Source organism: Streptomyces sp. NPDC002779 (assembly GCF_042888685.1).
GTDB lineage: Bacteria > Actinomycetota > Actinomycetes > Streptomycetales > Streptomycetaceae > Streptomyces.
On the sequence record NZ_JBIAQC010000013.1, the window covers coordinates 126,126 to 139,009 of the forward strand.

The 12,884-nt window shown below is 72.8% G+C and carries 13 protein-coding genes; 4 read left to right on the plus strand and 9 right to left on the minus strand.

What is annotated here, in order from left to right; genetic code table 11:
* Positions 1–214 precede the first annotated feature (214 nt).
* The 4 genes from ACFYW5_RS30390 to ACFYW5_RS30405 all read left to right on the plus strand — a co-directional run bounded on the left by ACFYW5_RS30390 (position 215) and on the right by ACFYW5_RS30405 (position 3,129).
* Positions 215–451 carry a hypothetical protein gene (locus ACFYW5_RS30390; protein WP_389420310.1) on the plus strand — a complete coding sequence of 79 codons (237 nt, stop codon included), beginning with the start codon at positions 215–217 and terminating at the stop codon, positions 449–451.
* A 121-nt stretch (positions 452–572) separates the two neighbouring features.
* Positions 573–926, plus strand: coding sequence for an ArsR/SmtB family transcription factor (locus ACFYW5_RS30395; RefSeq protein ID WP_389420311.1), 354 nt, complete (start codon positions 573–575; stop codon positions 924–926).
* On the plus strand, positions 919–1,563 hold the full coding sequence (locus tag ACFYW5_RS30400; protein WP_389420312.1) for an SRPBCC family protein: 645 nt from the start codon (positions 919–921) through the stop codon (positions 1,561–1,563). Before ACFYW5_RS30395 ends, ACFYW5_RS30400 begins: the two co-directional genes overlap by 8 nt.
* A gap of 192 nt (positions 1,564–1,755) precedes the next feature.
* The gene (locus ACFYW5_RS30405; RefSeq protein ID WP_389420313.1) at positions 1,756–3,129 is read left to right on the plus strand and encodes an endo-1,4-beta-xylanase; all 1,374 of its coding nucleotides are present in this window, start codon (positions 1,756–1,758) and stop codon (positions 3,127–3,129) included.
* Positions 3,130–3,170: 41 nt separating this feature from the next.
* Here ACFYW5_RS30405 and ACFYW5_RS30410 read toward each other — a convergent pair whose 3' ends face one another.
* The 9 genes from ACFYW5_RS30410 to ACFYW5_RS30450 form a co-directional block, all read right to left on the minus strand.
* Positions 3,171–3,659, minus strand: a complete 489-nt coding sequence (locus tag ACFYW5_RS30410) for a molybdenum cofactor biosysynthesis protein (RefSeq protein WP_389420314.1) — start codon at positions 3,657–3,659, stop codon at positions 3,171–3,173.
* A 28-nt stretch (positions 3,660–3,687) separates the two neighbouring features.
* The gene (locus ACFYW5_RS30415) at positions 3,688–4,473 is read right to left on the minus strand and encodes an endo alpha-1,4 polygalactosaminidase (RefSeq protein WP_389420315.1); all 786 of its coding nucleotides are present in this window, start codon (positions 4,471–4,473) and stop codon (positions 3,688–3,690) included.
* Positions 4,470–5,132, minus strand: a complete 663-nt coding sequence (locus ACFYW5_RS30420) for a spherulation-specific family 4 protein (RefSeq protein ID WP_389420316.1) — start codon at positions 5,130–5,132, stop codon at positions 4,470–4,472. The genes ACFYW5_RS30415 and ACFYW5_RS30420 overlap by 4 nt, the downstream gene beginning before the upstream one ends.
* Complete coding sequence (locus ACFYW5_RS30425; RefSeq protein WP_389420317.1) at positions 5,129–6,010, minus strand: NAD-dependent epimerase/dehydratase family protein; 882 nt, start codon at positions 6,008–6,010, stop codon at positions 5,129–5,131. Before ACFYW5_RS30425 ends, ACFYW5_RS30420 begins: the two co-directional genes overlap by 4 nt.
* Before the next feature lie 7 nt (positions 6,011–6,017).
* Positions 6,018–6,731: an NDP-sugar synthase gene (locus tag ACFYW5_RS30430; protein WP_389420318.1), complete on the minus strand. Its 714-nt coding sequence runs from the start codon at positions 6,729–6,731 to the stop codon at positions 6,018–6,020.
* Between the two features lie 38 nt (positions 6,732–6,769).
* Positions 6,770–7,771 (minus strand): GDP-mannose 4,6-dehydratase, encoded by a 1,002-nt coding sequence (locus tag ACFYW5_RS30435; RefSeq protein ID WP_389420319.1) that lies wholly within the window; start codon positions 7,769–7,771, stop codon positions 6,770–6,772.
* 42 nt (positions 7,772–7,813) lie between these two features.
* Positions 7,814–9,169 carry a hypothetical protein gene (locus ACFYW5_RS30440; RefSeq protein WP_389420320.1) on the minus strand — a complete coding sequence of 452 codons (1,356 nt, stop codon included), beginning with the start codon at positions 9,167–9,169 and terminating at the stop codon, positions 7,814–7,816.
* Positions 9,166–10,656: a GT4 family glycosyltransferase PelF gene (pelF, locus tag ACFYW5_RS30445; protein WP_389420321.1), complete on the minus strand. Its 1,491-nt coding sequence runs from the start codon at positions 10,654–10,656 to the stop codon at positions 9,166–9,168. Before pelF ends, ACFYW5_RS30440 begins: the two co-directional genes overlap by 4 nt.
* A gap of 84 nt (positions 10,657–10,740) precedes the next feature.
* A complete protein-coding gene (locus ACFYW5_RS30450; RefSeq protein ID WP_389420322.1) occupies positions 10,741–12,864 on the minus strand; it encodes a hypothetical protein in 2,124 nt (707 codons plus the stop codon).
* Positions 12,865–12,884: the final 20 nt, after the last annotated feature.

Here is a 12,884-nt window from a genome sequence, read left to right on the forward strand (position 1 = left end):
TACTTCGCTCCGAATCCGCCTGCTCTCTGTTCGCTTCTGTGCCAACTGTCTGAATTGCCGCATGGAACAAGCGAGTTGACGCCGACGGCGGCCGGGGTGCGGGATCTATGCGAAAGGTGCGGATCGGCTGACTGGCCGCGGTCGGTGCGGGTACTCGGCGCGCAACGACAGACGGGGCCCACCGAGCCCCGTACCGACGAGGAAGGAGCTCCCCATGGCCAGCAGTGCCGAGACCGGCGGTGTGACCGGTACGCAGGACAAGGACTACAACCTGGTCTGGTACGTCGAGGCGTGCCTGAGCAACGCGCTGCGTCTGGAGTCGTACATCCAGGACGCGGAGCGCGAGAAGGACACCGAGGTCGCGGACCTGTTCCGCAAGGCGCAGGCCGACAGCCGCAAGGGCGCGGAACTGGGCAAGAAGCTCCTGCGCGCCCGCCTCGGCGACAGCTGACCCACGCGCCCCGCACACCGGCCCGGACATCGCCCCGCACGCGATGTCCGGGCTTTCGCGTGCTCCGGCGGCCTTATTTAAGAGTTGCCTTATATAAGCTGCGGGTGGCATAGTCGGTGCCGTGCACGCCTTCGATGTTCTCGGGGACCCGGTCAGACGCCGGATATTGGAACTGCTCGCCACGGGTGAGCGGGCGTCGGGTGAGATAGGCGCCGCCATCCAGGAGGAATTCGGGATCTCGCAGCCGGCCGTCTCCCAGCACCTCAGAGTGCTGCGGGAGAACGGCTTCGCCTCCGTGCGGGCGGAGGGCACCCGGCGGCTGTACGCCGTGGACGCCGCGCCCCTGCGCCAGGTGGACGACTGGCTGGAACGGTTCCGGGGGTTCTGGGAGCAGCGGCTCGACGCGCTCGGTACGGAGCTCGCGCGCGGCAAGCGCGAGCGCAGGCAGCAAGAGGAAGTGAACAGGGATGACTGAGATCGTCGACGAGATCAACCGGCTGCACCGCGAGGTGGGCACCCGGCGAGTCGAGGCGGGCGAGGCTCGTACGGTGGTGCTGCGGCGCTCCTACGACGCCGAGGTCGCCGACGTGTGGGACGCGGTGACCTCTCCCGAGCGCATCGCGCGCTGGTTCCTGCCGGTCAGCGGCGAGTTCCAGGTCGGCGGACGCTATCAGCTGGAAGGTCAGGCCGGCGGCGAGATCCTCCAGTGCGACGAGCCGAACCTGCTCCGGGTGAGCTGGCTGTTCGGCCCCGACCCGGGCTTCAGCGAGGTCCTGCTGCGCCTCACCCCGGAGGGCGAGGAGCGCACCCTGTTGGAGCTCGAGCACGTGGCGGTCGTCCCGGAGGAGTTCTGGGGGCAGTACGGGCCCGGCGCGACCGGCGTCGGCTGGGACATGGTCCTTCTCGGGCTCGGCCTGCACCTCACGGGCGGCGGGCTCAGCCCGGAGCAGGCGCAGGAGTGGGCGATGTCCGACGAGGGCAAGGCGTGCATGACGCGCTCGGGCGAGCTGTGGGGCGCCGCGTACACCGACTCCGGGGCGGACGCGGAGACCGTCGAGTCCACCACCCGGGCGACGATCGCCTTCTACACCGGCACCGAAACACCTTCTTGAATCCTCGAAACTTTCGAGGGCTGGACGTGACGGGTGCCCTAGCTGCTCTTCTTGAGCCAACTGCAATGCATCGCAACGCAACCCGTTGACGGTGCATCAGGGCACCCGTATGGTCTGCCGCGCCATTCGGAACCGTGACCGAAACTTTCGGCGCGCGGTTCCGGCGTCCAGTCACCGGAAGAAGGGGACGAGATGGTTACCCGCACGTCCATCCGCAAGGCCCCCGAACGCACCGCTCGCACCGCCCTGGTCCTCGGCCTCGCGGGCCTGCTGGCCACCGCCGGCCTCACCGCCCTGTCGGGCCCGGCGCACGCCGCGAGCACCCTCGGCGCCGCGGCGGCCGAGAAGGGCCGCTACTTCGGCACCGCCGTCGCCGCGAACCGCCTCGGCGAAGCCCCGTACGTGTCCACGCTCAACACCGAGTTCAACTCGGTGACGCCCGAGAACGAGATGAAGTGGGACGCCCTGGAGCCCAGCCGCGGCTCCTTCAGCTACGGCTCCGCCGACCAGATCGTCAACCACGCCCTGAACCGGGACATGAAGGTCCGCGGCCACACCCTGGTCTGGCACTCCCAACTCCCCGGCTGGGTCGGCTCATTGGGGGCCGGCGACCTCAGAACGGCGATGAACAACCACATCACCCAGGTGATGACCCACTGGAAGGGCAAGATCCACTCCTGGGACGTCGTCAACGAGGCCTTCCAGGACGGCTCCAGCGGAGCCCGGCGCAGCTCGCCCTTCCAGGACAAGCTCGGCAACGGCTTCATCGAGGAGGCGTTCCGCACCGCCCGCGCGGCCGACCCGGCCGCCAAGCTCTGCTACAACGACTACAACACCGACGGCGTCAACGCGAAGAGCAATGCCGTCTACAACATGGTCCGCGACTTCAAGGCCCGCGGTGTGCCGATCGACTGCGTCGGCTTCCAGTCCCACTTCAACAGCGCCTCGCCCGTGCCGTCCGACTACCAGGCGAACCTGCAGCGCTTCGCCGACCTCGGCGTCGACGTGCAGATCACCGAGCTCGACATCGAGGGCTCCGGCACCGCCCAGGCCACCAGCTACGGCAACGTCGTGAGGGCCTGTCTCGCGGTCACCCGCTGCACCGGCATCACCGTCTGGGGCGTCACCGACAAGTACTCCTGGCGCGCCTCCGGAACACCCCTGCTGTTCGACGGCAACTACAACAAGAAGCCCGCCTACACGGCCGTACTGACCGCGCTCGGCGGATCCGGATCGGGCGGCGGTGGCGGCGGGGGCAGCGCGTCCTGCTCCGTGACGTACAGCAAGCAGGAGGAGTGGAGCGACCGCTTCAACGGCAGGGTGACCGTCACCGCGGGCAGCTCCGCGATCACCGGCTGGAGCACCACCGTCACGGTCACCTCACCGCAGAAGATCGTCACCACCTGGAACGGCTCGCCCACCTGGGACAGTTCCGGCAACGTCATGACGATGCGCCCGAACGGCAACGGCGCTCTCGCCGCCGGTGCCTCGACGAGCTTCGGCTTCACCGTCATGAAGAACGGCAGCAACGCCGCGCCCGTGCTGGGTCCCTGCACGGCGTCCTGACGGACGGCACCACGAGCCCGGCGCGGCACCTCCGCGCCGGGCTACTCGTCCAGCACCCGCAAGACCGCCTCCCCGACCTCCAGCACCCCGTCCGACAGCGGAGTGCCCCGCACCCCGCCCTTGCCGCGCAGCGCCCGCTGGGCCCCCGGGCCGATCGTGACGTCCATCCAGGCGCACGGCCGGGCGGGGCGCTTCAGGGCGAAGGTCACCGGTCCCGTACCGCAGTCGAGGCTGATGACCGAGCCGGCGAGGGAGTCGATGTCGACGCCCCGCAGCAGGACGTTGCGGCGGGTGTGCCGCAGGTCGGTGCCGGCCGGCAGGTTCTCCTCGGCCATCAGGGTCACCGAGGCGTTCCGGTGGGCCCGCTGCCCGTAGTACCGGTCGCCGACCAGTCCGAGCCCCTCGCGGACCTCCGCCCGCCGGACGAGTTCCCCGGCCGGTTCAGGCCCGGCGCCGTCCGCGGGGCGCCCTGCGAGCCGGTGGACGGGCGACACCAGCAGCTGCACCACATGGACGATCACCTCGGTCATGCGCTCACCCTACGGAGGGCCGCCCGCCTCAGCACGGCGCCCGCCACACCCCTAGTTCCGGCTTCTTCCGCATCGACGACAGCTCCAGCCGGCGCGAGTCGGGGCAGAAGGCGGCGGCCGGTTCGGCGTACTCCACGTGGAAGACGGCCTTGCCCGCCGCGATGAACGGCTTCAGCTCCCCGCACTCGTCGTACTGGGCGCACTCCTCGTTGACGGCGAAGTCGAAGTGCCGCACCAGTGCGGGGATTTGGGGAAGGTCGTTCTTGAGCCCGACGGACAGGCCGCGTCGGTGGGCGAGGTCCGCGATCATGCGGTTGTACCCGAGCTGATCGCGCGCGGTGAGCGGGAAACCGGTGTCGTTGCCGTACCCCTCCACCAGATCGGGCTCGACGGCGTCGAAGCCCTTGTCGCGGCACATGTCGAAGCGGCGCTCCATGAGGGGCCGGAGCACGGACACCCGGCGGATGTCCAGCCAGCGCTCGCCCCTCCAGCCGTTGGGGCGGCCGAGCACCGAGGCGGGGAAGTCCGCCCGGTCGGGGCGGAAGTCCTCCCAGGCGCCGACGTTGACGTAGCAGATGACCTTGCGCCCGTCGCGGTGCAGCCGGGCCACGTCGGCCGCGGAGTTCTCGAAGCCGTCGATGTCGTAGACCGGCACGTCGACCGACGGGTCCACGGGGCCGTCGAGCTGCCACTGCCAGGCCAGCCCGGGCCGTGGCTGCCACCGGGGCGCCCCGGCGCGGTCCTCGTCCGCCCCCGAGCACCCGGTGAGCGCTGCCAGCGTCACGAGCACCACGGCCCAGGCCGCCCGCCTCACCCCGCCGCCCCCGACAGCGCGGGCGTCAACCCCGCCCAGGGATTGGGCTGTTCACCCGTCACGGGGCCCGACACCGCCGCCCCACGCTCGTGCGCGGTCCGCACGGCCAACGGCACCAGCGCCTGCGGCACCCCGTACACCAGATGGCAGAACCGTTCGGCGGGCTGCCGCGTGGTCCAGGCCGGGCGGGTGAAGGCCGAGACGTACGTCGACCAGTGGCCCTCGAAGGTGACCGTCAGATCGGCGAGGCGGGTGTAGCCGGGCGCCGGATGGACGCCCGGATTGAGCACCACGGTCCCGGCGCCCGCCCGCCGCACCGAGCGCACCAGCTTCCGGCAGTCGGACAGCCCGGCCCGCTCCGCCGGCACCCGGTCCAGGAAGCAGCCGTCGGCCGCGTACCACTCCCGGTGCCGGCGCATGTCGTCGACGACGTCGGCGGGGTCGCGGCGCCCGTACGCGGTGTCCGCGTACCCGAGCAGCCGGGCGCCCGCGGTGCGCAGCGCGCCGGCCGCCGCCGTGAACGCCGGATCGGGCTCCCGGCCCGGTCCGCTGGCCGGGTTGAGGATCACCGCGTAGGTGTGGGCGGCGCCCGAGATCAGCCGGTGCCAGGCGCCCGGATCCTCGGCCGGATGGACGTACAGCGGAATGAGCAGGCTCACGGTGTTCGTCCGCTCTCCCACAGGGCGCCCAGGGAATCCGCCAGCGAGTGGACCGGCCGCCAGCCGAGCGCCCGGTGCGCGGCGGTGATGTCCGAGCACTGCCAGGACACCTGTGCCGAGCGGGCCGAGCTGGGCGCGGACTCCTCGACGCGGCCGCGGAAGTCCGCCAGTCCGGCCAGTCCGTGCACGAGGTCGCGGACCGGGACCGCCGTTCCGCCGCCGATGTTGAGCACGCCAGGCAGGGGCCCCTCCGCGGCCACCGCGAGCGCCACGGCCCGGGCCACATCGCGTACGTCGACGAAGTCGCGGTGGGCCGACAGGTCGCCGAGCCTCAGCACCGGGCCCGGTTCGCGCAGCAGGGCGGCGACCCGGCCGGGCAGACCGGCCGGCGGCGCCCCGGGCCCCACCGGGTTGCCCACCCGGAGGACCACCGCGTCCAGCCCCGAGGCGGTCACCGCGGCGGTGCCCGCGAGCTTGGTCGCGCCGTAGGGGCCGACCGGGCTGGTCGGGGCCGACTCCGTGACCCGGGAGCCGGGGGCGCCGGGGCCGTACTCGGCGGCCGAGCCCAGATGGACCAGACGCGCGGCCGGGGCCGCCGCCCGCAGCGCCGCGCACAGGACGGCCGGTCCCCGGGTGTTGACCTCGGCGAGGGTGAGGGTGTCGCCGGCGACGGCGCCCGCGCAGTTGACCACGGCGTCGGGAGCCGCCGAGGCGAGGGTCTTCGCCAGCCGTTCGGGGTCGGCCGAGGCGAGGTCGATGTGATGGTCGGCGTCGGACGAGCGGCCGCCGCCGAGCACCCGCGTGCCCGGCAGGGCCCGCAGTCGCTCGGCGACATGGCCGCCCAGATAGCCGGTGAAGCCCAGGACGAGGATGCGCATGGGGTGCTCAGGCTCCCTTGAGCAGAAGCGACTTGCGGCTGGTGAACTCCGCGTTCGCCCGGTCGTAGTCGTCGGGGCGGCCGATGTCCAGCCAGTACCCCTCGAACTCGTAGGCGTGCGGGGGCCGGCCCGCGGCCAGCAGATCCAGGACGAGCTCGTCGAAGCCGAGCGGCAGCCCCGGGGTGTAGGCGTCGAGCGTGTCGCGGGACAGGCCGTAGACGCCCATGGAGACGCGGTAGTCCATGCTCGGCTTCTCGGTGAAGGCGACCACCTTGCTGGCGTCGGTGGTCAGCACCCCGAAGTCGATGAGCACCTTGCGGGCGTAGGTGGCGATGGTCAGCGGCGCCCCCGAGTCCTGGTGCCGGTGCAGTACGTCGGCGTAGTCGAGGTCGGTGAGGATGTCGCCGTTCATCACCAGGAAGGTCTCCGGCAGTTGGTCGCGCAGCGTCAGCAGCGGGCCCATCGTGCCGAGGGGGCTTTCCTCGGTGGCGTAGGTGACGTTCATGCCCCACTGGGTGCCGTCGCCGACATAGGCGCGGATGATCTCCCCGAGGTGGCCGATGGCGAGGGTGCAGTGGGTGAAGCCGGAGGCCGACAGCTGGCGCAGCACGATCTCCAGGATGGCGTGCTGGTCGCCGATGGGGACGAGCGGCTTGGGCAGGGCCGTGGTGTAGGGCAGCAGCCGGACGCCCTTGCCACCTGCCAGGATCACTGCGTGCATGGTGACTGCTCCTTCATGGAACGTCGTGGTGGAGGGTGTCAGATGTTGTAGATGCCGGTCTTGTAGCGGGCCAGGTTGGCGGGGTCGCGGAAGAACTCCACGGTGCGGGCGAGGCCTTCCTCCAGGGTGTGCGCGGGCTCCCAGCCGGTCGCCGCGGCGAGCCGGGACGCGTCCGCCACCAGCCGCATCACCTCCGAGGCGGCGGGCCGCAGCCGCTCGGTGTCCTCGCGGACGTCGAGGGCGGTGTCCATCACCTTGCCGATCAGCGCGACCAGGTCACCGACCGAGATCTCGCCGCCCGTACCGGCGTTGAAGGTGCGCCCCACCACCTGCCCGGCGGGCGCGGTGCCCACCGTGAGGAACGCCTGGGCGGTGTCCTTGACGTAGGTGAAGTCGCGGGTGGGTCGCAGATCGCCGAGGGTGATCGTCCGTTCTCCGGCGGCCACTTGACCGATCACGGTGGGAATCACCGCCCGCATCGACTGCCGGGGGCCGAAGGTGTTGAACGGGCGCAGGGTCACCACGGGGGTGCCGAAACTCGCGTGGTAGCTGTCGGCGAGCCGGTCCCCGCCCGCCTTCGAAGCGGCGTACGGCGACTGGGTGTTGATCGGGTGGTCCTCGGTGATCGGCACGGTCTGCGCGGTGCCGTAGGTCTCGCTGGTGGAGGTGTGCACCAGCCGGGGTGTGCCCAGGGTCCGGACGGCCTCCAGCACGTTGAGGGTGCCGGTCACGTTCGTGTCCACGTAACTGTGCGGCGCCTGGTAGGAGTACGGGATCGCGATGAGCGCGGCCAGGTGGTAGGCGCAGTCGGCGCCCTCCAGCAGGCCGCGCACGGAGCCGGGGTCGCGGACGTCGCCGAGGACGATCTCGACGTGGTCCAGGACGTCCGGCGGCAGGGTCTCCAGCCAGCCGTAGGAGGAGAAGGAGTTGTACTGGGCCATCGCCCTGACCCGGTGGCCGGTGGCGACGAGCGCCTCGGTGAGGTGGGAGCCGATGAAGCCTTCGGCTCCGGTGACGGCGGCGAGCGGTGCGGAGGTCAACTCGTGGGTCCTTCCGGTGGGTTGCGGCGAGCCGCGGTGGGTTCAGACATGCGGGGCGGGTCGGCCGAGCGTCCACAGCACGCAGACCGTGAGACACAGGGCGGCCGAGCCGTAGGCCAGGGGGAGGTGCTGCGGGGGCGCGGCGCCGGCGCAGGCCGCCGCGGTCAGGCAGATCACCGCGGGCGGCCAGGCGATGCCGAACGCCTGGAGCAGCAGCGCCGTCCACAAGGCGGCCGCGAGCGGCAGCAGCGCCGCCGGATCGCTGCCGGTGAGCAGGGCGGCGGGCGCCAGGGGCAGGAGGTAGGCGAGCAGGCACAGGCCGAGGACACCGGCCGAGCGCCACTGGAACGCGGCCGGGGTCGCGGCGGCCCGCAGCGCGCCGACGGACAGTCCCCGGTAGCGGTACAGCAGCCACTCGGCGGGACCCATGGAGACGGTCAGCGCGATCACCGCGTACGGGTGCTGCCGTCCCGCCGACAGCACCAGGATCGCGGCGGCGAGGCCGAACAGGCCGTAGGGCAGGGACCGGTGCGCCGGCGGCGGGGGAGTGGCGGGGCCGGGTGGCGTGGCGAGGGCGGTGCGCAGGGTGTGCGCGGTGACGGCGAGCGTGGCGAGCAGCGCCAGCAGGGGCAGCCCGGCGCGCAGCTCCGGGCCCGGCTCCCACCAGGGCAGCACCGCGGACCCGGCGACCAGCGGGGAGAGCGCGGCCAGCAGCAGCCACTCCGCGCCGAGGACCAGCAGCACGCCCGCCGCGGCCAGATAGGCCGACTGCGCGGCCGCCACCAGGGTCACCGGTCCGCCCTGCGCGGGCACCGCGGCGCAGGCCGTCGCCCCGAGCGCGCCCAGCGGGGCGCCCAGGAGCAGCGTGCGGCCCGCCTCCCGACGGCCGGTCGCCCGGCGCAGATGGGCCCGGTGGCCCAGGGCCTGTCCCCACGCCCAGGAGACCAGCCCGGCCACGATCAGCGCGTAGGCGTGAGCGGTGGCGTGCCACAGAGGGGCGGCGAGCAGATAAGCGAGCCCCGGCAGCGCGAAGAGCACCCCGCGCAGCAGGCAGCGCACATGGTCCGGGCGCCAGGGGTCGGACGTCGGCGCGGGCTCGGGGAAGACCCGGGGGACCCGCTCGTACAGGGCCGAGGCGAGCGAGAAGATGTCCGGATGCCCGTACCGCTCCTTCACCACCGCGGCGGTCAGGCCCTCCGACTCCAGCAGCGCGGCCACCTCGTACGGATGGACCGCGGGCCCGATGCGGTCGGCGAGCTCGGCCGCCAGCCCGTCGACCTCGCCGCGCCGCGTCCCGCGGTCCGGGAGGCGCAGTGCGAGCGTGGTGTCGGCGGCCAGGCGCAGCGCGAGGGTGTCCTGCTCCGTGCCGCCCGGTTCGAGTGCCATGGGCCCGCTCACAGCGCCAGGCTCCGTACCGGTTCCGGTGCGGGCGTCAAAGCCCGTCCCGCATCGGGCAGTTCCTGGTAGATGGCGCGGAAGGTGTCGATGGTGCGGCGCAGGGTGAACTGCTCGATCACCCGCAGCCGCGCCGCCTCTCCCATCGCCGCCCGTCGCTGCGGGGCGCGCAGCAGCTCCAGCGCGGCGGCGGCCATCGCCGCCGGGTCCCGCGGCGGTACCACGAGCCCGGTGTCGCCGACGGCCTCCCGCACCCCGCCCACATCGGTGGAGACGGTCGCCCGGCCGCACGACATCGCCTCGATCAGCGTGAACGGGAAGCCCTCGCTGATGCTGGACAGCATCACCACGGTCCCCGCGGCGTAGGCGTCCTTGATGTCGTCGACGCGCCCCTCGAAGGTGACCGCGTCCGCGTGCCCCAACTCGGCGGCCAGCGCCTCGCACCGCTCCCGGTACGCCTCGCCACCACGGGGCGTACCGCCGAACAACCGCAGCCGGGCGGCGGGCAGTTGGGCGCGTACGAGGGAGAAGGCCCGGATGAGGGTCTCCAGGTCCTTGATCGGGTCCACGCGGCCCGCCCAGCTGAGGGTGAGTCCTTCCGGTTCAGGCCCGGCGGGCGGGAAGGCCGCCGGGTCCACGCCGTTGTAGACGGTCCGGATCGACTCCGGCGCCGCACCGCCCTGCTCCTCCCACAGCCGGTTGTAGCGGTTGCCCGGTGTGATCAGGGCCGCCCGGCGGTAGGCCTCCTCCGCCAGCAGCCGGAAGAAGCCCAGCACGACCGCCTTCACCGGCCAGCGGTAGGGGGCGGTGCGGTAGCCGAGGTAGCGCTCGCGCAGATAGACGCCGTGCTCGGTCAGCAGCAGCGGCACGCCGTAACGTTCCAGCGCGGCCAGTCCGGGCAGCACGGCGACGCCTCCGCTCACCGCGTGGGTGACCCCGCCGCTCGGCACCGGAGCGGTCAGCGGGCGCAGCGCGTGCTCCAGCAGCGCGGTGGCGGTGAGCGCGTCGTGCAGGGAGGGCCGGGCCTCCCGTACGACGAGGCCGGGCCGGTTCCACACGGAGGCCAGCACGGCAACCGCCCGGTCACCGCGGAGGAAAGGGCTGAGCGTGCCGTCCGCGGCGGCCCGCGCCATCGTGTACAGCGCCGGTGCGAAGCCGTCCTCGGCGCAGGGGTCGACGAGCGCGGTGAGGAACCGCTCGTAGGCGGCGGCGAGGCGGCGGCGGGCGCGTCCGCGGGGCGGGTCGCCCTGCGGCGGGGCGCCCCACATCGGGACCGACCAGAGCTGGGACACGTGGGCGGGCAGCTCCCACACCAGGGGTTCGTGACCGGTGCCGGTGACGGCGATGACGTCGAAGTCCAGGTCGGGCATGCCGGTGACGAGCTGGTCGCACCAGACGCTCACGCCTCCGTGGCTGTGCGGGTAGGTGCCCTCGGTGAGCAGGGTGACGCGCGTCGCGTCCGAGCGTCGCGCGCCGCGGGGATCGTGCATCGGTGTGCTCCACGGCCGAAGTGTGGGGTGGTCGTGCCGGTCCCGGCCGCGGACGGGCGGCCGAGACCTTCGATCGGTACGCCGTCAGGTCGCCGGGGCGTACCGGACCTGCTCCCTGACCCCCGCCGGGACCTCGGTGCCGGGCGCCGGGTCCGTGACCGGTGCCGGGGCGCCGGTGCCGGCCGGGGTGGCGGCGGGCGACGGCAGGGCGAGGGTGAGGGCGGTGCCCGTGGAGGGCGCCCAGCCGGAGCGCCCGCCCGCGTAGGGCTCGCCGAAGGCGGCGCCGGCCAGGGTGGTGCCGGTGGGCAGGGTCGCGGTGACCGCGACCCCGTCCGGTGCCCCGACGGTCACCGTCTCGCCGATGCGGTAGGCGGTCACCCGGCCGTCGCCGAGCGCGGCCCGCCAGGCGGCGCGGCGCTGGAGTTCGACGCCGACCTCCTTCATCCGCGGGTTCAGGACGGGAGTGTCGGCGGCGAACAGCGCCTCGTAGCCGTCGAGTACGCCGCTGAGCACCGGATAGGCGATGCGGTCCTCGGCGAGGTTGGACTGGTGGATGAAGTGCGGTCGCGGGTCGCCCGCGAGGACATGGCCGAGGGCCGTCCGCGTCTCCAGCGGCACGATGTACCGCGCGTAACCGGTGGCCGTGTCCAGCGGCTCGGTGAGGCAGGTGGACGTCGCCGGATCGTCCTCGCACATGCCGCTGCCGCCCTGGGCGCGGCTGGTGTAGATCCAGTTGTACTCGTCGACCTGCTCGGTGGTCCGGCCCGCGTTGTAGAAGACGTTCATCGGGTGGCGGGGCACGGTGGCGGCCGGGCCGACCTGCCGCTGCTGCGGCTCACGGGAGTTGTCCGAGGCGAGCCAGGCGACGCCGGTGTCGGCGAGGGCGGGCGCGAGGTGGGGGTTGTCGGCGGTCTGCTGCGGCAGCACTCGCGTCCCCGAGTGCTCGCCGGTCACCAACTCGCCGTTCTCCAGGGGCAGTCCGGCGCCGGTGCCCCAGACCCGGTTGGTGGCGATCTCGTCGGCGACGGTGGTGCGGCCGACCCAGCGGACGGTGCCGTCGGCCTCCGTGGCGCACCGCCAGGGCACGACCGTGGTGTCCTGCTCGCAGCCGAGGAAGGCATGCGTGTAGGTGTGGTTGATCCAGCGGAACCGGGCGCGGTCGGCGAGGAAGCGGTCGGTGAGCGGATCGGCGCCGCCGTTGTCCTCGCGGTGCTCGACGCTTCCGGCGCCGTTGTAGGCCAGGTCCAGGGTGAAGCCGTGGCCGTGCTGCCAGTCGGTGGCGTGGGTGACGTCCGCGGGGGTCATCCGGATCGGATCGGGGGTGCCCGCCCCTTCGGGACAGTCGACGTCCCCGGGCGTGCAGTTCAGCTCCGTGTTCCAGCGGTCGTCGGCGGCGAACACGTCGTCCACGTGCACGGCGAAGTAGTGCTTCGACGCGCCCAGGTGTACCCCGCCCGTCATCCACTCCACGATCCCGCGGGCCAGCAGCCGGAACTGCTGCTGGTGCTGGTTGTAGACGAAGGTGACGACGAGTTCGCGCCGCCCGTCGTGCCGGTACTCGCCCACCAGGGAGCCGCGCCGGGAGGTGCCGGGGATGGCCGCGTCGACGTACGGGGTGAAGTCGGCGCCCGCGACGGGCGTGGCGAGATAGGCGTAACTCTCCCCGACGGTGGGGGAGTTGTCCTCGAAGGGTACCGCGCCGTCGAGATAGCCGAAGGGCCCAGCGCGCCCGGCGTCCGTGACCTGCGCCCGTACCCCGTCCAGGCTCCCGGCGTAGCCGCCCTCGACCGGGTACTGGAGACCGGCCTCCGGACGCGCGTAGGTGTAGGCGTCGACCTGGGGAATGCGGTACGTCCGCTCATAGGCGGCCAGCGCCGCCATCTCGGCGGAGCCGGCCGCGAACGGGTTGTCGCTGGGCAGCACGACCGCCTGGAACTTGGCCCGCGGCCGCCCGTCGACGGTGTCGGCGAGCAGGTCCGCGTCGATGACCGGGCGGTCCGCCCGGGTCAGGTCGATCTCGGTGTACGGCGTCCCCGACACCTGCAGTTCGGCGGCGATCGCGTCCGTCGACGGACCGCCGTCGCTGACGACCAGCACCCGCAGATCGACGCGGGGCGCGCTGTCGGCGTGGGCCGCTCCGGCCGGCGGGCCGAGCGCGGCGATGAGTGCGCCCACCGTCGCCACGGTGGTGCATAAGATCCGCTTCATGCGGCTTTGTCCCCTCCCCG